19 protein-coding genes are annotated in these 25,156 nt (G+C 70.1%); 7 read left to right on the top strand and 12 right to left on the bottom strand.

Annotated features, from left to right (window positions below; translation table 11 throughout):
* The first annotated feature begins 36 nt into the window (after positions 1-36).
* The gene (locus KJK29_RS29835) at positions 37-699 is read left to right on the top strand and encodes a response regulator transcription factor (protein WP_215122276.1); all 663 of its coding nucleotides are present in this window, start codon (positions 37-39) and stop codon (positions 697-699) included.
* A gap of 54 nt (positions 700-753) precedes the next feature.
* Positions 754-2,211, top strand: a complete 1,458-nt coding sequence (locus KJK29_RS29830) for a peptidoglycan D,D-transpeptidase FtsI family protein (RefSeq protein WP_215122275.1) — start codon at positions 754-756, stop codon at positions 2,209-2,211.
* Positions 2,212-2,307: 96 nt separating this feature from the next.
* On the opposite strand, the gene KJK29_RS29825 is transcribed toward KJK29_RS29830, so the two are convergent.
* Positions 2,308-3,765, bottom strand: a complete 1,458-nt coding sequence (locus KJK29_RS29825; RefSeq protein ID WP_215122274.1) for an NCS2 family permease — start codon at positions 3,763-3,765, stop codon at positions 2,308-2,310.
* A gap of 271 nt (positions 3,766-4,036) precedes the next feature.
* On the opposite strand from KJK29_RS29825, the gene KJK29_RS29820 reads away from it, so the two are divergent.
* The 4 genes from KJK29_RS29820 (at position 4,037) to KJK29_RS29805 (ending at position 8,381) form a co-directional block, all read left to right on the top strand.
* Complete coding sequence (locus KJK29_RS29820) at positions 4,037-4,642, top strand: SigE family RNA polymerase sigma factor (RefSeq protein WP_215122273.1); 606 nt, start codon at positions 4,037-4,039, stop codon at positions 4,640-4,642.
* Complete coding sequence (locus KJK29_RS29815; protein ID WP_215122272.1) at positions 4,639-5,529, top strand: hypothetical protein; 891 nt, start codon at positions 4,639-4,641, stop codon at positions 5,527-5,529. Before KJK29_RS29820 ends, KJK29_RS29815 begins: the two co-directional genes overlap by 4 nt.
* Positions 5,530-5,804: 275 nt before the next feature.
* Entirely contained in the window at positions 5,805-7,448 is a 1,644-nt protein-coding gene (locus KJK29_RS29810) for an alpha/beta hydrolase (RefSeq protein WP_215122271.1), read from the top strand.
* 99 nt (positions 7,449-7,547) lie between these two features.
* Positions 7,548-8,381 (top strand): pectate lyase, encoded by an 834-nt coding sequence (locus tag KJK29_RS29805; RefSeq protein WP_215122270.1) that lies wholly within the window; start codon positions 7,548-7,550, stop codon positions 8,379-8,381.
* Between the two features lie 221 nt (positions 8,382-8,602).
* Here the strand turns inward: KJK29_RS29805 and KJK29_RS29800 are convergent, their stop codons facing one another.
* Positions 8,603-9,757, bottom strand: coding sequence for a right-handed parallel beta-helix repeat-containing protein (locus KJK29_RS29800; RefSeq protein ID WP_215122269.1), 1,155 nt, complete (start codon positions 9,755-9,757; stop codon positions 8,603-8,605).
* 258 nt (positions 9,758-10,015) lie between these two features.
* On the opposite strand from KJK29_RS29800, the gene KJK29_RS29795 reads away from it, so the two are divergent.
* Positions 10,016-12,223: a family 43 glycosylhydrolase gene (locus KJK29_RS29795; protein ID WP_215122268.1), complete on the top strand. Its 2,208-nt coding sequence runs from the start codon at positions 10,016-10,018 to the stop codon at positions 12,221-12,223.
* Between the two features lie 3 nt (positions 12,224-12,226).
* On the opposite strand, the gene KJK29_RS29790 is transcribed toward KJK29_RS29795, so the two are convergent.
* The 10 genes from KJK29_RS29790 to KJK29_RS29745 all read right to left on the bottom strand — a co-directional run bounded on the left by KJK29_RS29790 (position 12,227) and on the right by KJK29_RS29745 (position 25,148).
* Positions 12,227-13,384: a dienelactone hydrolase family protein gene (locus KJK29_RS29790; protein ID WP_215122267.1), complete on the bottom strand. Its 1,158-nt coding sequence runs from the start codon at positions 13,382-13,384 to the stop codon at positions 12,227-12,229.
* Positions 13,371-14,636 (bottom strand): pectate lyase family protein, encoded by a 1,266-nt coding sequence (locus KJK29_RS29785; protein WP_215122266.1) that lies wholly within the window; start codon positions 14,634-14,636, stop codon positions 13,371-13,373. Before KJK29_RS29785 ends, KJK29_RS29790 begins: the two co-directional genes overlap by 14 nt.
* On the bottom strand, positions 14,629-15,750 hold the full coding sequence (locus tag KJK29_RS29780; protein WP_215122265.1) for a pectinesterase family protein: 1,122 nt from the start codon (positions 15,748-15,750) through the stop codon (positions 14,629-14,631). Before KJK29_RS29780 ends, KJK29_RS29785 begins: the two co-directional genes overlap by 8 nt.
* Positions 15,751-15,946: 196 nt before the next feature.
* Positions 15,947-17,257 carry a pectate lyase family protein gene (locus tag KJK29_RS29775; RefSeq protein WP_215122264.1) on the bottom strand — a complete coding sequence of 437 codons (1,311 nt, stop codon included), beginning with the start codon at positions 17,255-17,257 and terminating at the stop codon, positions 15,947-15,949.
* A 36-nt stretch (positions 17,258-17,293) separates the two neighbouring features.
* Complete coding sequence (locus KJK29_RS29770; RefSeq protein WP_215124509.1) at positions 17,294-18,091, bottom strand: rhamnogalacturonan acetylesterase; 798 nt, start codon at positions 18,089-18,091, stop codon at positions 17,294-17,296.
* Positions 18,092-18,199: 108 nt separating this feature from the next.
* Positions 18,200-19,549 (bottom strand): ABC transporter substrate-binding protein, encoded by a 1,350-nt coding sequence (locus KJK29_RS29765; RefSeq protein WP_215122263.1) that lies wholly within the window; start codon positions 19,547-19,549, stop codon positions 18,200-18,202.
* A gap of 62 nt (positions 19,550-19,611) precedes the next feature.
* Positions 19,612-21,603, bottom strand: coding sequence for a pectinesterase family protein (locus KJK29_RS29760; protein WP_215122262.1), 1,992 nt, complete (start codon positions 21,601-21,603; stop codon positions 19,612-19,614).
* Between the two features lie 34 nt (positions 21,604-21,637).
* Positions 21,638-23,146 carry a glycoside hydrolase family 43 protein gene (locus KJK29_RS29755; protein WP_215122261.1) on the bottom strand — a complete coding sequence of 503 codons (1,509 nt, stop codon included), beginning with the start codon at positions 23,144-23,146 and terminating at the stop codon, positions 21,638-21,640.
* Complete coding sequence (locus KJK29_RS29750) at positions 23,143-23,988, bottom strand: DUF6807 domain-containing protein (RefSeq protein ID WP_215122260.1); 846 nt, start codon at positions 23,986-23,988, stop codon at positions 23,143-23,145. The genes KJK29_RS29755 and KJK29_RS29750 overlap by 4 nt, the downstream gene beginning before the upstream one ends.
* The gene (locus tag KJK29_RS29745; protein WP_215124508.1) at positions 23,985-25,148 is read right to left on the bottom strand and encodes a Gfo/Idh/MocA family protein; all 1,164 of its coding nucleotides are present in this window, start codon (positions 25,146-25,148) and stop codon (positions 23,985-23,987) included. Before KJK29_RS29745 ends, KJK29_RS29750 begins: the two co-directional genes overlap by 4 nt.
* Positions 25,149-25,156: the final 8 nt, after the last annotated feature.

Here is a 25,156-nt window from a genome sequence, read left to right as displayed (position 1 = left end):
GACCGTACGAAGGCCCGCGACGACGAAAGGACCCGTATGACGCGCCCGGCACCCGTCCGTGTCGTCCTGGCCGACGACGAGCGCATGGTGCGCACCGCGCTGCGCGCCATCCTCTCCGCCGAGCCGGACCTGGAGGTGGTGGGCGAGGCGGCCACCGGTGCCGAGGCCGTGTCGGTCGTCCGGGAGCTGCGGCCGGACGTCGTCCTCATGGACGTGCGGATGCCGGAGATCGACGGCATCCGCGCCACCGAACAGATCCTGGCCACGCTGGACGAGCCGCCCCGGATCGTCGTCGTGACGACCTTCGAGAACGACTCCTACGTCTACGACGCGCTGCGCGCCGGAGCCGCCGGGTTCCTGCTGAAGCGGGCGGACGCCGACGCGCTCGTGCAGGCGGTCCGGCTGGTGGCGCGCAGCGACAGCCTGCTGTTCCCGGCGGCCGTCCGCACCCTGGCGACCGAGCACGCTCGCGCGCACCCCGCGCCGCCCGCATGGGTGGCGAAGCTCACGGGACGCGAGCGGGAGGTCCTGCGGCACATGGCGGAGGGGCAGACCAACGCGGAGATCGCCCGCCGGATGGAGGTCGGCCCCGCCACGGTGAAGTCGCACGTGGCGGCGGTGCTGGCCAAGACGGGCACACGGGACCGTACGCAGGCGGTCATCGCGGCGTACGAGGCGGGCTTTCTGAACGGGAGATGAGAAAACGGACGGGCGGGAACGATCCGCCCCTCCTGGTTCGTCCTCATGTTCGGGATGAACAAGACGATCAGGCGCGCGTCGGTCTTCGCGCTGCTGCTGGTGTTCGCTCTGCTGGTCAGGGCGACCTGGGTGCAGTTCTACGAGGGTCAGGCGCTCGCAGACGACAAGGACAACCGGCGGAACGCCATCGAGACGTACTCGGCGCCGCTCGGGAACATCATCGTGGGCGGCCGGTCGGTCACCGGCTCGACCCAGACGAAGACGGGCGACCTCAAGTACAAGCGCACATACACGGACGGTGAGCGGTACGCGGCGGTGACGGGCTACGCCTCGCAGGCGTACGCGCCGACGCAGCTGGAGGGCATCTACACCGACCTGCTGAACGGCACGGACAACCGGCTGAAGTCCGTGATGGACACCGTCACCAACCAGCGGGCCGAACCGGGCAACGTGGTCACCACCATCGACCCGGACGTGCAGAAGGCCGCCATCGACTCGCTCGGCGACAAGAAGGGCGGCGCCGTCGCCATCGACCCGAAGACCGGGAAGATCCTCGCGGTCGTGTCGACGCCGTCGTACGACCCCTCGTCGCTGACGGACGCCAACACCGCCGGAGCGGCCTGGAAGAAGCTGACGAGCGACCCGGAGAAGCCGCTGACCAACCGTGCGCTGCGGCAGCCGCTGCCGCCCGGCTCGACGTTCAAGCTGGTCGTGGCCGCGGCGGCGCTGGAGGACGGGCTGTACGACTCGGTGGACGACAAGACCGACAGCCCGGACCCGTACACACTGCCGGGCACCAGCACGAAGCTGTCGAACGAGAACCCGAACGCGCCCTGCACGGATGCCACGATCCGCACGGCGCTGCAGTACTCGTGCAACAACGTCTTCGCGAAGATGGCCGTCGAGCTCGGCCAGGACAAGGTGAAGGCGATGGCCGAGAAGTTCGGCTTCAACGACGACAACCTGGATGTGCCGGTCCGGGCCTACACGAGCGTGTACCCCTCGGACATGTACCCGTCGCAGACCGCCCTGACGGGCATCGGCCAGTTCGACGTCACCGCGACCCCGCTGCAGATGGCCATGGTGTCGGCGGCCATCGCCAACGACGGCAAGCTGGTCTCGCCGCACATGGTCTCGCAGATCACCAACAGCGGCGGGGATGTGCTGGAGGACTACGACGACGAGGCGGACTCGAAGGAGATCGTCAGCTCCTCGACGGCCGAGCAGTTGCAGTCAGCGATGCAGACGGTCGTGAACAAGGGCACCGGCTCGAACGCGCAGATCGCGGGCGCGACCGTGGGCGGCAAGACCGGCACCGCCCAGCACGGCGAGAACAACAGCCAGGTGCCGTACGCCTGGTTCACCTCCTACGGGAAGTCCGACTCGTCGGGCAAGGAGGTAGCCGTGGCGGTCATGGTCGAGCAGTCGAACGCGGCCCGCTCGGAGGTCAGCGGCAACGGCCTGGCGGCTCCGGTCGCCAAGGCGATGATGGAAGCGGCGCTGAAGGGCTGAACCCCCGACTGAACCTTCGCCGTACGAAAGCCGTCTCTACAGACAGATGGGCCGCCCCCTTCCCCCCGGGGGCGGCCCTTCGCCTTGCCCCAGGCCCTACTTGGCGCCGAGCAGCTGCTCGATGGGGTCGATCGCGAAGTACACGAGGAACAGCGCCGAGGTCCCCCACAGCAGCCAGTGGACCTCCTTGGCCTTGCCGAGCACGGTTTTGATGACGACGTAGGCGAGGAAGCCGGCGCCGATGCCGTTGGTGATGGAGTAGGTGAACGGCATCACGGCGATGGTGAGGAACGCGGGGATGGCGATGTCGTACCGGTCCCAGTCGATGTGCTTGACCTGGGTCATCATCAGGAACCCGACGGCGACCAGGGCCGGGGCGGCCGCCTGCAGCGGGACGATGGTGAGCAGCGGGGTCAGGAACAGCGCGAGGGCGAACAGGCCGCCGGTGACGAGGTTGGAGAAGCCGGTGCGCGAGCCCTCGCCGACGCCGGCCGCCGACTCGATGTAGGAGGTCGCCGAGGAGGCGGAGGCGGCGCCGCCCGCGACCGCCGCGGCACCGTCGATCAGCAGCACCCGGCCGAGGTTCGGGACCTTGCCGTCCTCGTCCAGCAGACCCGCCTCGGCGCTGACGCCGACGACCGTGCCCATGGTGTCGAAGAAGTCGGACAGGATCAGGGTGAAGATCAGCAGGACGACGGTGATGACGCCGACGCCGGGGGCGCCGAACGCGCCGAACAGGTCGAAGTCGCCGATGAGTCCGAAGTCGGGGGTGTCGACGAGGTTGCTGGGCCAGGAGGGTGTGGTCAGGCCCCAGGTCTTGATGTCGGCGATGGAGTTGATCACGAGGGCCACCGCCGTCATGCCGACGATGCTGATGAGGATGGCGCCCTTGACCTTGCGGGCGAGCAGGGCGAGCGTCAGCAGCAGTCCGAGACAGAAGACGAGCATCGGCCAGCCGGCGAGGGTGCCGGTGCCGCCGAGCTGAACGGGCACGGTGGTGTTGGCGGCGTCCGGGATGCGGGTGACGAACCCGGCGTCGACGAAGCCGATGAAGGCGATGAACAGGCCGATGCCGACGCTGATCGCCTGCTTGAGCGGCTGGGGTATGGCGTGCATGACGGCCTCGCGCAGACCGGTCACCACCAGCACGCAGATCAGCAGGCCTTCGAGGACGATCAGGCCCATCGCGTCGTCCCAGCTCATCAGCGGGGCGATCTGGAAGGCGACCACGGCGTTCAGGCCGAGTCCGGCGGCGAGCGCGAGGGGCAGATTGCCGCCCACGCCCATGATGATCGTCATGACCGCGGCCACCAGGGCGGTGGCGGTGGTGAGTTGGACGGCGTCCAGCTGGTGCCCGAACTTGTCCTTCGCGCTGCCCAGGATGATGGGATTCAGGACAAGGATGTAGGCCATCGTGAAGAACGTGGCGAAGCCGCCGCGTATCTCACGGCCGAAGGTGGACCCCCGCTCGGAGATCTTGAAGAACCGGTCGACGCTGTTCACCGCTGGTGGTGCGGCGTCGGACCGGTCGGCCACCTTCTGCGATTCGGACATGACGAGTGCTCCTTGATGCCTGGGTGATCGGTGTGCGGGTGCTGGCTGGATTTTCCTCGCGTTGAACCACGTTCAGGTTTTCTTCGTGTTACGGAATCGAAGTCCGGCCCGCCATACGTTGTTCGAAGCTCCGTACGAACCATCCTGATGAACGCTGCTACGCTTCCCGATCTCGTCCGGGCCTCCCCCGGATGATCACATGTCATCTACATGACACGCACTGGCGCCCCCGTCCGGGAGTGCCCGAAGCCGCTGCGAGGAGAGGTCGCCCGTGGGCACAGTCGTCGACGACGCCGCCTCCGTGGAGTTCCACGCCTTCTTCGAGCGCCACTACGCCGAACTGTCCCGCCTGGCCTACCTGTTGACGGGCGAGTCGGACACCGCCGACGATCTGGCGGCGGACGCGTTACTGGCGCTGTGGCACCGCTGGGACCGGGTGCGCGCCGCCGACCATCCGGCGGCGTACGCCCGCGGGGTGGTCGCCAACCTGGCCCGCACCCGCATCCGCAGCGCGGTGCGCGAGCGGCGGCGGATCGCCCTGTTCTGGTCGCAGCGCGAGGAGAACATCGAGAACCCGGACGTCGCGGGCGTGGTCGACGTCCAGGAGGCGTTGCGCAGGCTGCCGTTCCGCAAGCGGGCCTGTGTGGTGCTGCGACACGCGTTCGACCTGTCGGAGAAGGACACCGCGCTCGCCCTCGGCGTCTCGGTGGGTACGGTGAAGAGCCAGACCTCGAAGGGGATGGCCGAACTGCAGCGGTTGCTGGGCACGAAGGGAGTGCCGCAGCGCATGCACGCGACGGTGGGCGCGCCCCGTTGCTCGCCCGCCGTGGAGGGCTTGCGGGCGCGCACCGGTGAGGGCGGAGGGAGGGACCGATGACCATGCGGCGGGACGTGCACGAGGACTTGCGCGCCCGGCTGCACGAGGCGGCCGGGGGGCACGAGCCCGACCGGGAGAGCATCCTGGCCCGGGTCGAGCGCGGCATGGCCGGTCCGGCCGTGTCCGCCCATCGGGCCACGCGTCCGCCGGTGTTCGGCTGGATGCGGGTGGCCGGGGCGACGGCCGCAGTGGCGGGCGTGCTGGCCGTGGGCGGTTACGCGGTCGCGTCCGCGGTGAAGGACGAGGCCGCCCCGCCGCAGCAGGAGGTGGCGACGTCGCCGACGCCCACGCCGTCGCCGGAGGCGACGAGCCGGCCACCCGTGCCACCGGCGGACCCCACGCCGAGCGCCTCGCCGGAGCGCCGCGAGTCCGCCCCGCCGCCCTCCGGGAAGCCGAGCGCCTCCGTCACCCCGCGGCCGCCCGCCGCCTCCACCGCCACCGAGGACGGGCCGCTGTGGTCGGACGGCTCCGTCGACCCGCACAGCAACGACTTCTGGGCGCAGAGCAACATCACGATCAAGACCCGTGAGGAACTGACCGCGCTGACCGTGCGGTTGAGCGTGGCCCAGACCGGCGGGGTCTCCGACGCGGGCGCCTGGCGGTCGCTGCCCGAGAACGACTTCACGCTCACGGTCGGCGAGCGGGACGGCTCCCTCGTCTACACCTGGACCCTCAAGGAGGGCCGCAAGGTCCCGGCCGGCGAGTGGGTCTTCGCGGGCCAGTTCGACCACGACCGCGGGGGGCGTGACGCGGGCGGGGACCGCTACACGGTGACGGCCGCGGCGGGGTCGGAGCGGGTGTCGGTGGGAGGGGGCTTCGCGGCGGTGGCCGGCGAAGACGGTGGGGAGAGCGCGGGCGGTGCGGACGAGGCCGGGGGCGACTCGTAGGGCTCGGTTCGGCTCGACGGGCCGGATTCGGCTCGACGGGCCGGATTCGGCTCGTCATGTCCCGGTTCGGCTCGCAGGGTTCCCCGCTCGACTCGCAGAGTCCCCAGACGGGGCGTGCGGTTCCCGTTCGGGTCGCTGGCTCCCTCGTTCGGCCGTTCGGCCATTCGGCCTCGGTCGGCTCGCGCCGGGCGTCTGCCCAAGGTGGCGTGGATGCGGATGCGTGCCGGCCTCCAACGCGTACGGGCGCCGGGCGCGAGGCCGTGGAGGGCACGAGCATGCGTATATCCCGACCGAGCAGGAGCCGACGGCGTGGTGCCGCGGCCGTCGTCGCGCTGGTGACCTGCTCGACCGTAGTGACCGGGCAGCACCTCGCCGTGGCCGGAGGCGGACCCGCCCCCTCGGGGCCGGCCCCGACGCTGGACTGGAGCCCCTGCGTCCAGGGCAGCCCGTACGACTGCGCGACCGCGAAGGTGCCCCTGGACTACGACGACCCGGGCGGCCGCACCATCGAGCTGGCCGTCGTCAGACGCAAGGCGACCGATCCCGGCCGCCGTATCGGCAGCCTGTTCTTCAACCCGGGCGGGCCCGGCGGGCCGGGAACGGTCCAGATGCCGCAGAACTACGAGGCGTTCCCGCGCGAGGTGCGGGAGCGGTTCGACATCGTGAGCTGGGACCCGCGCGGGATCGGCAACAGCACCGCGGTGAACTGCTTCGGGAGCCCCGAGGCGGCCGCCGAATGGGCCGGCGGGCACGCCGTGGGCTTCCCGGTCGGCGCGAAGGAGCGGGCGACCTGGATCGAGGCGTACCGGGATCTGAGCCGGCGCTGCGAGCGGCGGAACCCCGAGCTGCTGCGCCATGTGTCCACCGCCGACACCGCCCGCGACCTCGACGGACTCCGCCGGGCGGTCGGTGACGCGCAGCTCACCTACCTCGGCATCTCCTACGGCACATACCTCGGCGCCACCTACGCCAATCTCTATCCGGACAAGGTCCGCGCACTGGTGCTCGACAGCGACTGGGATCCCCAGGCCTGGACGAACCGCGGCTCCGACGACGCCCGGCTCCCGAGCTTCCTCCGCCTGGGCTCCGACCGCAGCGCGGCGGCGACCATCGACAAGTTCCTGGAGCTGTGCGGATCCACCACCACCGCGCGCTGCGCCTTCTCCGCGGGCAGCCCGAAGGCGACCCGGGACAAGTTCGACCGGCTCCTGCGGCGGCTGAGGGACGAGCCGGTGGGCCCGTACACCTACTCCGCCACCGTCGACGACATGGTGAACAGCCTCTACATCGTCCACCCGGGGTGGACGCTGCTCGCGGGCCGGCTGCAGGACCTGTGGCAGGGCCGCACACCGGAGCCGCCCCCGCTGCCGCCCGCGCCCCCGGTGCCGAACCCGAACCCGTACGCGGGTGAGGAGCAGGGCGCCGCCGTGCTCTGCGCCGACAGCCCCAATCCGCGTGACCCCGAGGCCTACCACTCCTTCGAGGAGGAGAGCGCCGCCCGCAACGGGGTCGCCGGACGCTTCTGGACCTGGGCCTCCTCGGGATGCGCCACCTGGCCCGCGGTCGCCGCACACCGCTACCGCGGCCCGTGGAACAAGCCGACCGCGCACCCCATCCTGGTCGTCGGCACCGGATACGACCCCTCCACGCCCTACACGGCCGCGCAGGCCATGGCCTCCGAGCTGGCCGATGCCCGGCTGCTCACCAACGACGGGTACGGGCACACGGCCCTGCTCAACCCCAGCAGTTGCGTCCAGGGCCACGAGATCCGCTACCTCATCGACGGCACCCTGCCGCCCGTCGGAACGACCTGCCGGCAGGACACCCCGCCCTTCGCCGCACCCGAGCCGAACGGCGGCATCGCGACGGGCGGCGGCTGGCTGGCTCGGACGTCGGCGACCGGGCGCGACCGGGCCTGAAACACGCGTTTGAAAAAAATCCGAAGACGCGGCAACCCTTTCCTCACCGGTGACGACCCCTACGCGCAAAGAGTCACCCCCCATTCGAGGAATCGGTACATGACTGCACCAGCAGAACAGCGCGTCCGCCATCGCCGCAGCGTCACCAAGCGGCGGGCGGTGATCGCCGGACTGTCCGCGTTCGGCATCACGGGAGCGGCGATCGTCACCACGTCGCTGCTGTCCACCGCGGGCGCCGCGTCCTCCTGGCCCTCGGACACGGGCAGCAAGCCCGTGTCGAAGACCATCCCAGTCTCCGGTGTGCACGACGGCGGGATGAAGAAGTTCTACGGCAGCGGCGCGCTCGGCGGCGACAGCCAGGACGAGGGCCAGGACCCTCTGTTCGAGCTGGCCGACGGCGCCACGCTGAAGAACGTCATCATCGGCACCCCGGCTGCGGACGGCGTGCACTGCAAGGGCAGTTGCACGCTGCAGAACGTATGGTGGCTGGACGTCGGCGAGGACGCGGCCAGCTTCAAGGGCAAGTCCTCCTCGGCGGTGTACAAGGTGATCGGCGGCGGCGCGAAGAACGCCGACGACAAGGTGCTGCAGTTCAACGGCGCCGGCACGCTGAACGTGTCGGGCTTCCAGGTGCAGAACGCCGGCAAGCTGGTCCGCTCCTGCGGCAACTGCGGAACGCAAGCCAAGCGCACGATCGTGCTCAACGACATCGACGTCACGGCGCCGATGAACTCGATCGTCGGCGTGAACGAGAACTACGGCGACACCGCCACCCTGTCGAAGATCCGCATCCACGGCGACAGCAAGAAGAAGATCAAGACGTGTGTGCGCTTCAAGGGCAACAACACCGGCAAGGAGCCGACGGAGCTGAAGCCGCCGGGCCCGGACGGCAAGACCTGCAAGTTCAAGGCCTCCGACATCAGCTACCAGTGATGCGACGCCCCATCTGAACTCCGGCCCGCCCGAATCATCCCTCGGGCGGGCCGGACGCCGGACGTCCGGTCCCCCAGCCGGACCTTCGGCACCCGACCCTCCGGAGCCCCCCTCCGGACGGTCGGACGGTACCGGCCGAGCCCCCCTCGGCCGACCGGCAGGACGCCCCCGTCGGTGCGAACCGGCGGGGGCGTCGGCATGTGCAGCCGTGCGACGGCCGCCTAGTCCATCGTCGAGCCGATGGTCGTGGAGCCGGTCGTGAGGAACGTCGTCGCGGGCAGGGAGCCGTCCGTCTTGCGTGCCGCGTACGCGCCGGCCGCGTCGGTCGACCTGAAGGGCGGGGTGGTGACGCCGCTGTCCCAGTTGTTGCCGGCGGAGACCGTGGAGGAGCCGCGCTTCACGGGGCCGCCCTTGTCCTTGACCGCGAGGTTCTTGCCGAGGCGGGCCTTGCCGGTGGCGAAGTAGAAGCCGTTCTGGGCGTTGGCGTAGGCGGTGTTGCGGTTCAGGGCGATGGCGCCGGTGTTGGAGTTCTCGGTGAAGCCGTGCAGCGTGTTGTCCCAGGCCGCGTTGTTGTTGACGACGTGGGCGACGGAGGCTCCCCCGCCGCCGAGTTTGAAGCCGTTGCCGTTGCCCTCGAAGGCCGGGTCGTTCCAGCGGTTCTTGCCGTTGCCGAAGGCCCAGGAGTGCTCGATGGTCACCGGCGAGGAGAACTGCCAGAGGTCGAGGCCGTCGTCGGAGTTGTTGTACAGCCGGGCGCCGGTGATCCGGTTGCCCGTGCCGGAGCCGAACTTCACGGCGATGCCGTCGGCGTTCTGGCCGTGCCCGGCTGGGTCGTAGTTGCCGTGGCTGTCGAGGTTCTGCACGAGGTTGCCGGTGGTGCCGTCGCCGCGCAGGGTGAAGCCGGAGTCGCCGTTGTCGGCGGTGACGAGGTTCCTGAACACACCGCCGGCCGAGGAGGTGGCGACGAAGCCCTGGGCCGGGGCGTTGACGAAGGACAGGTCCTGGACGGTCCAGTAGTCGCCGTAGATCCCGGCCAGCCAGGATCCGGCGGGCAGCTTGGAGCCGTCGATGCGCACCTTCTCGCTGCCGTACGGCCGCAGGGTGATGCGTGCGGAACTCGTGCCGTTCGCCGTGGACTTGAGGGTCGCGGCCGGGTGGTAGGTGCCGCCGCGGACCTGGATGACGGTGCCGGCGGTGGCGTTCTTCACGGCCGCTTCGAGCTGGGCCGCGGTGGAGACGGTGACCGCGGCCGAGGCGGCCTGGGCGCCGCCGCTCGTCAGCCCGAGGTAGACGCCGCCCGCCCCCGCGGTCACCGCCACGGCGGCGGCGATGGTGAGCGTACGGGTCCTGCGGTGGCGTCCGGTGCTGAGCAGCACGGAGCGTTCCTTTCCTGGGGGGATGAGGGGCGGAAGCGGGTTCGGAGGGGCCCGCTCCGATCCGTTTCCGCCCAGCAGTCGCCGCCGGGCCGGGAAAGGGTTGCCGCCGTTGCCGCCGTCACGTGCACAGCCGCGCCCGGGTTCCGAAACTTTCGGAACCACCGGCCTCATGCACACCCGTTGACGCCCTGCCCCCGTCCGGTGAAACTCCGAGGGCCGATAGCCAACAGAATCCCCCACACTCCGACAGGAAGTGTCATGCGCCCCCGCACGCTTCTGCTTCCCTTCGTGGCCCTGACCGGCCTTCTCCTGACTCTCCTCACGGCGCCGCCCAGCACCGCAGACCCCGGAGCACCACCCGTGAAGCACTCCAAGTACGCCGGTTATCTCTTCGCCTACTTCACGGGCGAGGGCACCGCCGACGGCGAGCAGATCCGCTACGCCCTCAGCCGGGGCAACGACGCGCTGCACTGGCGTGAGCTGAACGCCGGCAAGCCGGTCCTGACCTCGACGATCGGCGAGAAGGGGCTGCGCGACCCGTTCGTCATCCGCTCCCCGAAGGGCGACAAGTTCTTCCTGATCGCCACCGACCTCAGGATGTACAAGAACTCCAGCGGGAGCTGGGACGACGTGCAGCGGCACGGCAGCAAGTCGATCATGGTCTGGGAGTCCACCGACCTGGTCAACTGGACCGACCAGCGCCTGGTGAAGGTCTCCCCGGACACCGCGGGCAACACCTGGGCCCCGGAGGCCTACTGGGACGACAAGCTCGGTGAGTACGTCGTCTTCTGGGCGTCGAAGCTCTACACCGACGACGACCCGGACCACAAGGGCGACACGTACAACAAGATGATGTACGCGACCACGAAGGACTTCCGCACCTTCAGCGAGCCGAAGGTCTGGAACGACCCGGGCTACTCGGTCATCGACTCCACGGTCGTGAAGTACAAGGACGAGTACTACCGCTACACCAAGGACGAGCGGGACCCCACCTCCTCCAGCCCCTGCTCGAAGTTCATCACCGGCGAGAAGTCGACCTCCCTGACCTCGACGAAGTACGACTTCGTGGCCGACTGCATCGGCAAGGGCGCGATGGACCGCGGTGAGGGCCCGACGGTGTTCAAGTCGAACACCGAGAAGAAGTGGTACCTGTTCATCGACGAGTACGGCGGCCGCGGCTATCTGCCGTTCGAGACCACCGACCTCGCCTCGGGCAAGTGGACCCCGTCCACGAACTATCAGCTCCCGGCGAGCCCCCGGCACGGCACGGTGCTCCCGGTGACGCAGAAGGAGTACGACCGGCTGCTGGCGGCCTACCCGAGCACCTCCACCTCGGTGGTGGACGCGACGGCGAAGCACCAGAAGGGCTACTCGATCGTCACGGACAGCGCCTCGAAGGTCGTCCTGCCGATGCAGCCCAAGGCCGACCTGCGCGACCTCGCCCCGAAGCTCTGGGTGGGTGAAGGTGCCGAGCTGAGCCCGAAGTCCGGCACGCGCCGCGACTTCCGCACGCCGCAGAAGTACACCGTCACAGCGGCCGACGGCACCAAGCGCGTCTGGACGGTCGCGGCGGTCCGCACCCGCAGCCCGCTGCTGCCCGGCCTGAACGCCGACCCCGACGTGCACTATCTCGACGGCAGATACTGGATCTACCCGACGACGGACGGCTTCGAGGGCTGGAGCGGCACCAAGTTCAAGGCGTACTCGTCGAAGGACCTGGTCAACTGGAAGGACCACGGCGTCATCGTCGACCTCGGTCCGGATGTGAGCTGGGCCGACAAGAACGCCTGGGCGCCCGCGATCGCCGAGCGGAACGGCAAGTACTACTTCTACTTCTGCGCCGAACAGCAGATCGGCGTGGCGGTGGCCGACTCCCCCGCCGGCCCCTTCAAGGACGCGCTCGGCAAGCCCCTGGTCCCCAAGGGCGGGGCGCTCAAGGGCCAGATGATCGACCCGGCGGTCTTCACGGACGACGACGGCCAGGCGTATCTGTACTGGGGCAACGGCCACGGGTATGTCGTGCCGCTGGGCGACGACATGGTGTCCTTCGACGCGTCGAAGGTGAAGGACATCACCCCGGACAACTTCCGCGAGGGCTCCTTCGTGATCAAGCGGAAGGGCACGTACTACTTCATGTGGTCGGAGGACGACACCCGCAGCGAGAACTACCACGTGGCCTATGCGACGGGTCCGTCCCCGCTCGGCCCGTGGACCAAGCGCGGGACGATCCTTCAGAAGCGGCCCGAGTACGGCATCCTCGGCACCGGCCATCACTCGGTGGTGAACACCCCCGGCACCGACGACTGGTACATGGTCTACCACCGCTTCGCCCTCAACGGCCCGGGTCTGCCGGGCGGCGACGGCATGCACCGCGAGACCACCGTCGACCGCATGGAGTTCGCGGCCGACGGCAGCATCAAGCCGGTGGTGCCGACACTGGAGGGCATCGAGCCGGTCCGGCGGTGAGCCTCACAGGACGTCGTCGAGCCAGTTGACGACCTCGTCCTGCATCACGTGGGTGAAGACGTGGCCGAGCTCCGGCCACGTCTTCGTCCGTATCCGCTCCTCCGCGTGGCGCGAGCGCCAGACGGCACGCAGCTTGTCGTGGGCGACCCGTACGCCCTCGGCGGGGAAGAGCGTGTCGAGCGCGCCGTTCAGGAACAGCATCGGCCTCGGGGCGGCGATGCTCGCCACGTCGGGGATGTCGAGATGCCGGGCGAGCCCCGGGTGGAGCATCCAGTACGCCGACTGCCCGCGCAGCGTGTTGTTGCCGGGCACCATCATCTCTTTCAGGCCGGTCATCCAGCAGACACTCGCGGCGGCGGCGATGTGATCGCTGAGGGCGGCGGTCTGCCAGGCGCGGTAGGCGCCCATGGAGAAGCCGACGGCCGCGACCCGCCGGGCGTCCACCCGGTCGAGGCCCGCCAGGAAGGCGGCGGCCCGCTGGTCCTCCCGGGCCATGAGCCCGGCGAGCGAGGAGCCCAGATTGTAGAAGTTGGACGCCAGCGCCTGCTGCTGCTCGTAGACGAGGGGCCCGCGGTCGCCCCAGCCGAGCGCGTCCAGGCAGAGCACCACATAGCCCCGCCGGGCCAGTTCGTCGCCGACGAACCGCCCGCTGAAGTACTTGTCCGCCCACGCCCGGGCGGAGGCGAGACGCGTGTCGTCGTACCAGGGCCGGACGAGCTTCTCCTTCCCGATGTCGAACTTGGAGCCGTGGTCGTGCAGGAGCAGCACGGCGGGGAAGGGCCCGTCACCGTGCGGGGTGAGCAGGGCGCCGCGCACCCGCTCGTACCGGGTGAGCGAGACGGTGACCAACTCGCGCGTGTAGCCGTCCCCTTGGGTCCGCCCGGTGTACTCCGGCGCGAACGGCACCCGGTCCTGCCGTTCGACAAGGAGGTGCTCCTCGACCGTGGCCCGGGCGGTCCGCCGCCAGGCGCGGAAGTCGCGGATCGGGGACGTCCCCCAGGCGAGCGGGAAGGTCAGCCGTTCCTTCAGCGCCGGGTGGAAGTCGGGCAGCGGCCCGTCCACGACCGCCGCCTCCGCCCCGGTCACCGCTCCCCCGGCCAGCAGCGCCGCACCCGCCCCGACCACGAAGCCCCGCCGGCCGAGCAGCTCATGGGCGTCCATACGGCCTCCCGGCTCCGGCGTGCCGCAGCACGTACCGCTCGACCGCCGCCGGGGAGGTGAGGGCGCGGTAGTCGTAGACATCGGCGGGGTCCCAGCCGACCTCGCTCCCGAGACCGAGCCCGCTCGCCACGTCGTTCAGCCGGGCGGGCCGGCCGTTGAACCAGGAGCCGGTGTCACGGAACCGCTCACCGCCGTAGTCCGCGACGGCGGCGGACGGTGAAGCGCCCGGATAGCGGAAGACATTGCGCTCGGAGAAGATCGCGGACTCCACGCCGACACCCAGGGCGTAGAGGGGCGTCCGCCCCCGGTAGACGTTGTTGACGACGTGCACCTGCCCGAAGCGGACGCGCGGAGCGCGCTGTACTACCTCGCTGAACAGGTTGCGGACGAAGGTCACCTTGAGATGCCCCCGGTCCCGGTCGCCGCGTCCGTCGCCCGAGCCGATGAGGAGCGCTTTGTCGTGGTCGTCGAAGCGGCTGTCGGAGACGGTGACGAAGTCGGAGCCGTCCTCGATGTCCAGCAGCCCGTCGTGCCGCTGGACGCGTTCGCCGTGGAAGCCGAGGGGCGCCTCGCGGTCCGGGAAGCGGCCGTCGGTGAAGGTGCAGTGGTCGATCCAGATGTTCTTGCCGGTGATCACGGTCAGCGCGTCGAAGCGGGCGTTCCAGCTGCCGCGGGTGCCGTCGTCGGGTGACCAGCTGGTGAAGTGGTCGACGGGCGCCTCCAAGTGCAGGTTGCGCACGATGATGTCGCTGCCCGTGTTGACGGTCAGGAACACCCCGAGCAGCCGGGCGTCACGCCCCACGCCCACCAGCGTGGTGTTGCCCGGCACGGTCAGCTGGATCTGCGCCTTCTCCTTGTTCGAGCCGGTCTGGCGCAGTTGCCGCTGCTGCTTGCAGTACTCGAAGCGGGTGTCGGACCAAGCGGCGCCGTCCTCGCCGAAGCAGGACATGTACGTGCCGAGGTCGTAGCCGGGCGCGTAGTCCTGCTCACCGAGCAGGGAACCGTCGTCGGCCTCGTGCCCGGAGATATCGCCGACGACCCGGATCACCTTGGGCGCGGTGGGATCACCGTCGTTCGCGAGAGCCTGCTTCAGCTCGGCCCGCGTGTCCACCGTCCAGATCCGGCCGCCCGCCCCGCCGTCGGTTCCGGTGCCGGTGGAGGCCCAGCCGATGGGCCCGCGTTCGGCGGCGGAGGCCCCGGGAGCCGGCCAGAGCAGGCACACACCGAGCAGGAGCGCAGCGGCCCTACGCACAGGGCCGCCAGTCACCGAGATACGTCTGCCTGGTGTGCGAGGCGGCTTGCGCCCGGGTGAGCTGGGGCCGGTTCTCCGGAACGGACACGACGGCACCGGGCCCGGTGTTGCGGTACTCGGCGAACCGCATCGACTGCCAGGGATGGCCGCTCGCCATGTTCGTGTAGGGCGCTACCGCGTCGATGCCCGGGCCGAGGTGGGTGTCCCGGACGGTGAGCATCGGGCGGGCGGTGGTGTCGGAGCTGGGCACCCAGGGCCGGGCCAGCTTGAAGTGGCCGTCGGGGGCCTCGCTGCTGACACGGCTCCTGGTCACCAGATAGCCGAGGGGGTTGGCGCCGGCCGTCGAGGGGGCGAAGACGAAGCCGTACGGGGCCGCGGGCAGGTCGGTCCGGTTCAGGGTCCGGAAGTGGCAGTGCTCGAAGACGGCGGTGGCCCTGCCGAAGACGAAGTCGACGTCGCCCTCGGCGTAGCAGTGGGCGAAGTGCTGGCGGGCGAAGGTGCCGAGCGCCATGGAGTCGGCGTACAGGGTGTCCTGGTGGCCGAGGAATCGGCAGTGGTGGAAGGCGGACCGGTCGCCCTGGACCTTGAGGGCGACGGCCTGGGTGCCGGTGATGTCGGGGTGGTCGGCGCGCAGCCAGTCGTTGGCGAAGGTGATCCAGCGGGCGGTGAAGCCGTCGGCCTGCACGGTGGTGGTGGCGGAGCCGGTGGTCCCGTGGGTGCCGCCGCCGGGCTTCGGGGTCCCGGCCGCGTTGTCGTACACGAGCACGACGTCACGGGGTTCCTCGCTCGCCCCGATCCAGGTCATCTCCGTACGGGCGGGGTCGACGGCGACGGTCTGCCGGTAGACGCCGGGCGCGATGACCAGGGTGTACCCGCTCCCACTGGCGGCGGCCACGGCGTCCCGGACGGTGGTGAAGTCACCGGCGCCGCCCGGATGGACGTACAGGGTCTTCGGGGTGAGGCGCGCGGCCGGTGAGCCGTACCGGCCGAACGGACGCGGCGGACGGGTCCCGGCCCGCGCGGGGCCGGAGGCGAGGCCGAGGGCGGCGCCCGCCGAGGCGCCGGCGACGAGGAATCCCCGGCGGGAGAGGGAGGGACGGGGTTGCGAGAGCATACGGCTGCTCCTTCGCGGTACGGCGAATACGGGAGAGGGAAGGGCCGGGGCGGGCGCACCCCGGGGCTGGGGGCCTTCTGGTGGAGCTCCGCAGAAGAAGGAGCGGCGTTCGGCACGCACGCTGCGGAGCTCCACCAGGAGGCCCCGAGGGATGCGATGCGGGCCGCCCCGGCCCGTTCATGTGGAGCGGGTCAGATCAGCACACGCGGCCGGCGCCCGCCCCGGCGTCGACGATGCCCGGGACCGCCTTCGCCGGGTCGACACCGGCCCGCAGGGTCGGCGTCCAGCCGGCACCCGACTGGAGCGTCTCCCCGGGGATCTCCGCGTTGTGCACGGCGATCAGGTCGACGGCCTTGCCGTTGACGTAGTTGGAACCGGCGGTGACCGGCGCCTCGTTCCACTTCTTGAGGATCTTCCCCGTGCTGATGCCCTGCGCGAGCGTGAACGCGTTGTGCTCGGCGACGAGCCGGGACTCCTTGCCGATGCCGTAGACATAGCCCCACTTCTGGGCCTTGGTGACCACGAAGTGGTTGTTGTACGAGTCGACCTGCCCGAACCGCACCCGCGGCGCCCGCTCGACGATGCCCTCGAAGCGGTTGTGGTGCAGCGTGACCTTCAGCTTGCCGGTGTCGTCGGCCGTGGCGCTGTCGCTGTTGCCGATCAGCATGGTCTTGTCATGGTCCTTGAACGAGTTCCAGGACACCGTCACATGGTTGGAGCCGCGCACGACGTCGGCCAGCCCGTCGTGCTGCTGATAGGTCTTGCCGAAGTAGGACGGCAGGGAGCTGTCGGGGTAGCGGCCGTCGGTGAGGGTGTTGTGGTCGATCCACACATGGGTGGAGCCGTAGACGACGACCCCGTCGTACTCGGAGTTCCAGGCGCCGGTCTTGTTGTCGTCGGTCGGGTCCCACTGCGGGAAGCAGTCGACCGGGGCCTCGATGGTGAGGTTGCGGACGATGACGTTGTCGACGCCCTTGATCTGAAGGCTGCCGCCGAGGATCCCGGAGTTCTTGCCCACGCCGATGATCGTGGTGTTGGCGGGGACGCTCGCCTTGATGATCTTGTCCTGCTGGGCGGCGGACGCGGCCCTCAGGTCCTCCTGCACACCGCTGACCGGCTTGTCGTGCCCCCAGACGGCGGGGTCGTAGTCCGCGAGGTACTGCTGGAAGTCGTAGCCCTCGGCCTCGAACGCCTCGCACCCCTGCGAAACGGCGTCGATCATGCCCTTCACCTTGATGATCCTGGGCGCGGTGCCGCCGTCCTTCAGGGCGGCCTTGAACTGCTCCCAGGTGGTGACGGTGTAGACGTGCGCGGCATCGGCGGCGGCACCTCCGCTGGTGCCGGTGCCGTAGGCGCCCCATCCGTCGTTCGCCCCGAGGGTCTGGCGCGCCACGTCCCGCGCCTGGGCCTGCGCGCCGGTCCCGCTCAGGGACAGCACGAGCGCGGTGCACCCGACCAGGAGGGCGGCTCTTCCAATGACGTGATCATGACACTTCGGATTCTTCACGGTGCGGCTCTCTTCCTTCTTATGTGTCGAGGGGTGTTACGCGGCGGACTCGGGCCAGCCGATCCAGGACTCCGGGATCTCCGCCTCCAGCCGGCACACATCACGCGGCCCGAGCACCCGGGCCCGCAGCAACTCCCGCGCCACCAGCCGGGCCACGGCGATCGCGCCCGGCGGATTGAAGTGCGTGTTGTCCTGCTCGGTAGCGGTCCAGTTGAAGTACTTCTTCGTCTCCTCGACCCCGAGCTCCTGCCACAGGGCGAGCGACAACGCCTGCATGTCCAGCAGCGCCACCCGCTCCTCGGCGGCGAGCGCCCGCATGGCCGCCGGATACTCACCGTGCGTCGGCACGGCCTTCCCCGCCGCGTCGAACCTCCGCCGCTCGACGGCGGTGGCCAACACGGGCCGCGCGCCGCGCGCCCGCGCCCCGTCGACGTACATCCGCAAGTACTCCTGATACGTCGACCAAGGCTCGGTGTAACGGGTGGGGTCTTCCGCCTTCTCATCATTGTGAGCGAACTGAATGAGAAGAAAATCCCCCGGCTCGATCACATCGAGAATCGCCTCGAGCCGCCCTTCATCCACAAAGCTCTTGGAACTCCGCCCATTCACAGCGTGATTGACCACGGGCCGAGAGCGATGAAGAAAGAAGGGCAACGCCATCCCCCACCCGGTCTCGGGCGCGGCGGCAGCATATTTCTGCGCGGCGGTGGAATCACCGGCGATGTAGAGGGTGCGACTGCGATGCCCGGTGGCAAGTGCCGATCCGGCACCGGAAAGGGCGAGAGGCACAGAGGCAACAGCGGCGGCAGCAACCTGTCTTCGACTGAGAGACATCAGAACCAACTCCATGTCTTTTTTGGGGGCGCGGGGAACTGCGCGACAAGCCAGGGACGGCCCGCACTCTGCCAACAACAGGCCGTCCCACGGCGAAACCCAGCAAAATCAACCGTTCTGCTGATCCCACTCCTCCTGAGCAGCATTCAACTGCTCAGCCATCGTGTCCAGAAATTCCTTCGCACTCATCTTCCCCAGCAGCACCTTCTGGAAGTTCGGCTCATTGTCAGCCTTGGAAATCGTGTTCCAGTCAGGCAGGTAGTACGGCAGCTGCACAATCGTCGTAGACCCGTCCGACAGCGCCCCGGCAGCCAGCTTCGTAGGCTCCGCCTTAGAAATCCACGCATCCGACGCCGCGTCCGTATTCGACGGCACCTGCCCCGCCGCCTCGTTGAACCGCGAGTTCTCCGCCTTGGACGTGGCGAACTCGATGAACTTCCAGGCCGCTTCCTTGTTCTTGCCGCTCTTGAACAGCCCCAGCCCGTCCACCGGGTTGGACACCTGCACCCGCTTGCCCCCGGCCCCCACCGGCTGCGGAATTCCCCGGAACTTCTCGCCCCCCAGCGCCTTCACATGGTCCTGGTACGACCCGAGGTTGTGGTTCAGCATCCCGATCGTGCCGGAGTCCCACTGCGCGACCATCTTCGTGAAGTCGTTGTTGAGGTCGGCCGCCGGGGTGACCTTCTTGTACAGCGCCGCGTACTTCTCCAGCGCCGCCACGTTCTTCGGGTCGTTGACCGTGGTCTTGTCACCACTGGAGTCCCAGAACGACGAGATCCCGGACTGCCCGTACATCGCGTCCAGCGCCTGGGCGATGGACCCGGAGCCACCGCGAATGGTGTAGCCGAACTCGTTCTTGCCCGCGTTCGTGAGCTTGTCCGCGGCCTCGTAGAACCGCTCCCACGTCGTGGGCTCCTCCAGGCCCGCCTTCTCGAACAGGTCGGTGCGGTAGTACAGCACACCGTTGTTCGCGGAGGTCGGGATCGAGTACAGCTTGTCGTCGCCACCGCCGGCCGCCTTCAGCGACTCGACCATGTCCTTGTTGAGCTTGCCGTTCAGCGAGGACTCGCCGAGCCGCTCGTCCAGCGGCTCCAGCGCGCCCTGCGCGGCGAACCCGGCGAGCATCGCCGCGCCCACACCGCCGACGTCCGGCAGACCGCCGCCCTGGATGGCGGTGTCGACCTTGGACTGGTACTCGGTGGCGGCGATCCCGACGTACTCGACCTTGATGTCCGGGTTGGCCTTCTCGAAGTCGGCGATGATCTTCTTCCAGATCTCGGTGCGGACACCGCCGTTGTTGTCCCAGAAGACGATCTCGCCCTTGCCGCTGCCCTCGGCGCCCTTGTCACCGCTCGCCCCGCTGCCGTCGTCGCCGCAGGCGGTGACGGTCAGGGCGAGCGCGGCGCCGAGTGCGACGGCCGTGGCGGCGCGCCTGCTTCTGCGAATGCTGATCTTCATTGGTCGGCTCTCTTCTTCTGGATCCAACTGGCTGTGGATACGTGCTGCGAAGGTGCGGGGGGTCAGTGGTGGCGGGCGTACGGAGCCCAGTCGTCCGTGCCCTTGAGGTAGTGCGCGACGGTGTGGGTCCGCGCGGCGGCGTCGCTCATCTGCGGCCGGTCCGCGGTCACCCCGGCCCCGGGCCCGAAGTTCCGGTACTCGGTGAACCGCGCGTCCTTCCACGAGAACCCGCTCATGTCGGTCCACGGCGAGGACTTGACCGCGGCGGGCAGCTCGGTGTCCCGGATCAGCACCTGGGCGACCGCCTCCGGCTCACCGCCCGGGTGCCAGGGCCGGCCGAGGTGGAAGGTCCCGTCCGGCGCGTCACTCACGATCTTCGACCGGGTGATCAGGAAGCCGTACGGGTTTCCCGTCCAGGTCGAGGCGGCGGTGATGTAGCCGTTGTTCGTGGCCGAGCCGCGGCTCAGCGCCCGGATCACCGACCGTTCGATCACGGTCGTGGCCCGGCCGTAGACGAAGTCGACATCGCCCTCGATGTAGGAGTCCCGGATGTAGACCCGGCTGACGGTGGTCAGCTTGGGGCTGTCCGTCATCAGCGTGTCCTGGTTGCCGAGGAACGCGGTGTCCTCGAAGACGATCCGGTCGCCCGTCGTCTTCATCGCCAGCGCCTGCTCGCCGCCCAGCTCGTGCGCGGCCTCGTCGAAGTCGTTGCTGAAGGTGAGGTTGCGCGCGGTGACGTCGTTCGCGGCGATCCGGACCGTGGCGCTCCCCGTCGAACCCCCTTGCGCGGCGGGCGTGTCGAAGACGATGACGGTGTCGGAGCGGTCGCGCCCGGTCCCGCGCAGTACGAGGTGCGGCTTGCTCGCGGGGATGAACACCTTCTCGCGGTAGGTGCCGGGTGCGACGGCGATCGTGACCGGGGTGTCGTTGCCTTCGGGCACCGCGTCCACGGCGGACTGCACGGTCGGATGGTCGGCCGGGACGTTCAGCACGACCGGGCCGCCGATCCGCTGCTGCGGACCCGAGAACCGCTTCACCAGCGCGGGCACGGCGGCGGCCGGGTCGAGGCGGTAGGCGTAGAACTCGCGGGGGTCGAAGGCCGTGCCCCAGGCATCGTGGCGGCCCGTCGTGTTCCGCAGGATCGAGCCGCGCTGCACCAGCTCGGCGGTGGCGTCGGCCTGGTAGGGGTGCTGGACACCGTCGTAGAAGCTGTTCTCGATGACCATCTTCGTCCGGCCGCGCGACCAGTTCCCGTATGTCCACACGGGGTCGCCGTCGGAGAGCTGCGAGGAGAGGTAGTTGTTGTAGAGGTGTGCGTAGGCGCAGTTGTCGGCGGACGGGTTGCGCTGCTTGGTGCCCCTGAACCAGTTGTGGTCGACGGTGATCTGCGTCTTGACGTTCGAGGTCCAGCCGATGCCGAAGGTCTTGTTGTTGTCGGTGAACCGGTTGTAGGAGACGGTGACGTACTCGCTGTCCTTGCGGATGTCGAGCTGGCCGTCGCAGATCCGCGAGAACCGTATGTGGTCGATCCACACATGGTGGGCGGTGTCGAGGCGGATGCCGTCGTAGTCGGTGTCCTTGCAGTCCCAGTTGCCCTCGATGGCCGTGTCGCGGATGGTGAGGTTGCGGATGATGACGTTGTGCGTGCCGGGGTCGAGGGTGAAGCCGCCGTGCACGATCTCGGCGGTGTCGCTGACGCCGATGATGGTCTTGTCGGAGGCGACGGGTATCTCCGTGCCGAACGGGTCCATCTCCAAGGCGCCCTTGACGCGGATGACGTAGGGCTCCTCGGCCGCCGCGTACTTGGCCAGCGCGGCCTGGTCGGTGACGGTGACGACCTTGCCGCCCGCGCCGCCGCTGGTGCCGCCGGCGAGGGAGGCGAAGCCGTGCGGGCGGTCGGACCAGCGGTCCGCGGCGGGCCCGGTCTGCGACGGCGGGGCCGCATGGGCGTCCCCCATCGCGCCGAGGCTCAGCGCGGCGACGAGGCCGAGGACGGCGGCCACGACCTTGCCGTGCCCCGGTCTCGACAAGCGCTTGCTACGGAAGTGCGTCATTGCGGCTCCCAACAGGCGTACGACGACGGGTGCGTTACGAGGGGCTGATCCGGAACCGGGTGAAGCTCGCCGCGCCGGCGTGTCCCTGACCGGTGGGCGCGAGGGCGAACAGGCCGAGCAGAGCGCCGACCCAGCGCCACGGGGTGGCGGCGAAGACCGGGCCCGAGGGCCGGAAGCCGTCGCCGGTGTCGGCCGAGAAGCGGCAGCGGGCGTCCGCGCCGATCTCGATGCGCAGCCGGGCCCGGCCCTCGGGCGCGAGCCGGGGGTGGGCGGCGTCGCGCTCGGCGTCCGCGACCGCCTCGGCGAACCGGTGCACGAGATGCGCGGTGCCGTCCGTGCACCGCTGGAGGCCGATCCAGCCGAACGCGTCCCCGAGGACGGCGAGTCCGGCGCGGGCCCCGGGCTCGTCGCTGTCGAGCCGCAGCTCCACCTCGACGGTGCGGGGCGCGCCGGGCAGCCGCTGGGTGAGCACGCTGGGCAGTTTGCGCAGGTCGTGGGCGTCGGCCGAGCGGACGCAGGTCAGCCTGAGCCCGTCGGCGGAGTGCTGGGTGGCCCAGCCGTCGCCCGGGTTGGCCGTCCACTGCCACTGGCGGCCGTACCGTCCGCCGGGGAAGTCGTCGTCGGTGGCGGGCGCGGCGGGAGGCTGCGGCGGCAGGTCGGGCAGCGCGTGTACGGCGACGGGGGCGCCGTCGTCCCCGAGCACCGGCCAGCAGTCCTGGCCCCAGCGCATGGGCTGGAGGTGGACGACCCGGCCGTAGGCGCCGCGCTGCTGGAAGTGCAGGAACCAGTCCTCGCCGGTCGCGGTGCGCACCCAGCCGCCCTGGTGGGGGCCGTTGACGTCGGTGTCCTTCTGCTCCAGGACGATTCTTTCCTCGTACGGCCCGAAGAAGCCGCGCGAGCGGAAGGCGCCCTGCCAGCCGGTCTCGACGCTCCCTGCGGGGGCGAGGATCCAGTACCAGCCGTCGTGCTTGTAGAGCTTGGGGCCTTCGAGGGTGAACCAGCCGGGTATGCGGTCGGCGTCGACGATGACCTTGCCCTCGTCGAGGAGTTCGGTGCCGTCGGGGTGCATCCGGTGTCCGGTGAGGCGGTTCTTGATGCCGGAGCGGGACTTGGCCCAGGCGTGCACGAGGTAGGCCTCGCCGGTCTCCTCGTCCCACAGGGGGCACGGGTCGATCAGGCCCTTGCCGGCCTTCAGCAGGTGCGGCCGGGTCCAGGGGCCTCTGATCTCGGGGGCGTTGATCTGGAAGATGCCCTGGTCGGGGTCGCCCCAGAAGATCCAGAAGCGTTCGTCGTGATGCCGGAGGGACGGGGCCCAGACGCCGCAGTCGTGGCGGGGCCGTTCGAACTCCTCTGCCGGTTCCAGGCGTTCGAGGGCGTGGCCGACCAGGGTCCAGTTCACCAGGTCGCGGGAGTGGAGTAATGGCAGGCCGGGGGCGCGGCCGAAGCTGGAGGCGGTCAGATAGAAGTCGTCGCCGACGCGGACGACGTCCGGGTCGGACCAGTCGGCGTCGAGGATCGGGTTGCGGTAGGTCTCGGTGGTCACGGGCTCACCGCCTTGCGGACGAGGGCCGCCGCGGCGTCCCGGCCGAGCCGACCGTCGGCGACTACGGTGACGACCCGGCGGACGACGGTCTCGCCCGGCGGGATCGGCAACCGCTCCTCGTGGGCCAGCGAGGAGCCGACACCCGGGTACTCCCCGGTGCGCACGAACCACGGGTCGCGGCGGGTCTGTTCGGTGGCCCCGGCGAAGACCAGCGTCCAGCCGGAGCCGGCCAGGGCGAGCCAGTCGGCGCGCTTGCCGTGCGCCTCGGTCTCGCCCTCGGTGCCGGCGGTGAAGACGTCCGGCGGCGCGTCCTCCTTGCGGGCGCGCCAGAAGAAGCCGCCGTAGGCCGCGCCCGGGCGCCCGTTCGTCGCCGGGCTGCCGATCGACAGCGGCTCCTTGGTGACGTTGGTGAGGGAGAAGGTGAGGTCCAGGGCCCAGGCCTGGTCGGTGAGTTCGGTGGCCGCGACCGTACGGCGCTCGCGCAGCAGCTCACCGGCCGCCGACACCCAGCGCAGCTCCTCCACGAAGCCGTCCGGGTCGCGCAGCTGGAAGGCGACGTGCCGCTGGGAGCCGTGGTTGTCCAGCTCGGTCGGGCCCTGGTCACGGACGTAGGTGCGCCCGCCCCAGAAGTTGAACCCCTCGACGTCGGGAACGGCTACACCGACGCCGAGGTGGTGTGCGTGGTCGGCGGGGCTCAGCTCGGTGACCGCCGTACCGGACAGGGTGGTGACGGGATGCAGATAGGGGCGCGGGGAGAGCCGGACCGGCAGCTCGGGCCGGGTGACGTACCGGCCGACCGGCCGGCCCGCGACGCGCAGGACCGCGGTGTCGTTGATGGTCATCGGGTGCTCACCTCGTTCGACAGATGCTCCGCGGCCAGCGCCCAGGGGGCGCCGAGTTCGGAGTAGAGGGAGAGGGTGTCGGCTGCTGCCGCGACGAGTCCGTCGATGCCGGGGACGACACGGCGGTTCTCGTCGGGGATGCGGTGCCAGGCGGAGTCGGGCAGCGGCGCCGGGTCGGGAGAGGTGCGGATGGCCTCCACGACCTTCATGAAGGCGCCGGTCTCCTCCGGCGGGACCAGCAGGGCCGCGCCGGTGGTGAGGTGCGCGACGAGGTTCTCCAGCAGGTCGGTACGGCCGTGCTCGGACTCCTGCGGGCCGTGCCCCGCGCGCTGGAGCAGCACCCGGTCCTGCTTGTACCAGAAGGTGATCCGGCCGCTGCTGCCGTGCACGAGGACGTACGGCTCGTCCGACTCCTCGGCGCACAGCGTCGCGGCGACGGTCACCGGGTGGCCCTGTGTGGTGGTGACGCGGACGCAGGAGGTGTCGTCGGACTCGATGGCGTTGGCGCGCAGCAGCTCGGTCTCGATGCCGACGACGTGCTCGGCGCGGGTGCTGCCGCCGAGGGCGAGGGCGGTGGCGACGGCGTGGGCGAGGGGGTTGGTCAGCGCCCCGTCGATCACGTCGACGCCGTTCAGCCGCCGCTTGCCCGCCCAGGGCGCCCGGCGGAAGTAGTCCTCGTCGCGCACCCAGGCACCGGCCCCGCCGAGCCCGACCAGCGTGCCGATCGCGCCCTCGGCGACCATCGCGCGGATGGCGGGCAGGGCGTGCGAGCCCAGCGACTGGAAGCCGATCTGGCAGACGACCCCGGCCGCCGCGACCCCGTCGGCCATACGGCGGAACTCCGCGTACGAGGGGGCGGGCGGCTTCTCCAGCAGGACGTGCACGCCCCGCTCGGCCGCCGTGAGGGCGAGGTCGGTGTGGGTCTGGATCGGTGTGCAGATCACGGCGATCCGCGCGCCGGTGGAGTCCAGCAGGGCCCCGAAGTCGGCGGACTGCTCGGGCGTGCCCAGGTCGCCGAGCTCCTCCTCGGTCAGCGGCGTCAGCTCGCAGACGCCGACGAGCCGTACGAGGCCCTGCTTCTGGAGCCGGCGGATGTTCTCGACGTGCCAGCGGCCATGGCCACGGGCACCGGCGAGGACGACGGGAAGTGGTGTGTTCATGGCGTCGA

The sequence above is a fragment of the Streptomyces koelreuteriae genome, from assembly GCF_018604545.1.
GTDB classification, from domain to species: Bacteria; Actinomycetota; Actinomycetes; order Streptomycetales; family Streptomycetaceae; genus Streptomyces; species Streptomyces koelreuteriae.
The sequence above is the reverse complement of the archived record's forward strand: the minus strand, read 5'-3'. Positions and strand labels throughout refer to the sequence as shown.

Coding starts and splice junctions, on each gene's coding strand:
- KJK29_RS29835 (WP_215122276.1), top strand. CDS start 37: ATGACGCGCCCGGCACCCGTCCGTGTCGTCCTGGCCGACGACGAGCGC.
- KJK29_RS29830 (WP_215122275.1), top strand. CDS start 754: ATGAACAAGACGATCAGGCGCGCGTCGGTCTTCGCGCTGCTGCTGGTG.
- KJK29_RS29825 (WP_215122274.1), bottom strand. CDS start 3,765: ATGTCCGAATCGCAGAAGGTGGCCGACCGGTCCGACGCCGCACCACCA.
- KJK29_RS29815 (WP_215122272.1), top strand. CDS start 4,639: ATGACCATGCGGCGGGACGTGCACGAGGACTTGCGCGCCCGGCTGCAC.
- KJK29_RS29810 (WP_215122271.1), top strand. CDS start 5,805: ATGCGTATATCCCGACCGAGCAGGAGCCGACGGCGTGGTGCCGCGGCC.
- KJK29_RS29805 (WP_215122270.1), top strand. CDS start 7,548: ATGACTGCACCAGCAGAACAGCGCGTCCGCCATCGCCGCAGCGTCACC.
- KJK29_RS29795 (WP_215122268.1), top strand. CDS start 10,016: ATGCGCCCCCGCACGCTTCTGCTTCCCTTCGTGGCCCTGACCGGCCTT.
- KJK29_RS29790 (WP_215122267.1), bottom strand. CDS start 13,384: ATGGACGCCCATGAGCTGCTCGGCCGGCGGGGCTTCGTGGTCGGGGCG.
- KJK29_RS29780 (WP_215122265.1), bottom strand. CDS start 15,750: ATGCTCTCGCAACCCCGTCCCTCCCTCTCCCGCCGGGGATTCCTCGTC.
- KJK29_RS29770 (WP_215124509.1), bottom strand. CDS start 18,091: ATGTCTCTCAGTCGAAGACAGGTTGCTGCCGCCGCTGTTGCCTCTGTG.
- KJK29_RS29765 (WP_215122263.1), bottom strand. CDS start 19,549: ATGAAGATCAGCATTCGCAGAAGCAGGCGCGCCGCCACGGCCGTCGCA.
- KJK29_RS29760 (WP_215122262.1), bottom strand. CDS start 21,603: ATGACGCACTTCCGTAGCAAGCGCTTGTCGAGACCGGGGCACGGCAAG.
- KJK29_RS29750 (WP_215122260.1), bottom strand. CDS start 23,988: ATGACCATCAACGACACCGCGGTCCTGCGCGTCGCGGGCCGGCCGGTC.
- KJK29_RS29745 (WP_215124508.1), bottom strand. CDS start 25,148: ATGAACACACCACTTCCCGTCGTCCTCGCCGGTGCCCGTGGCCATGGC.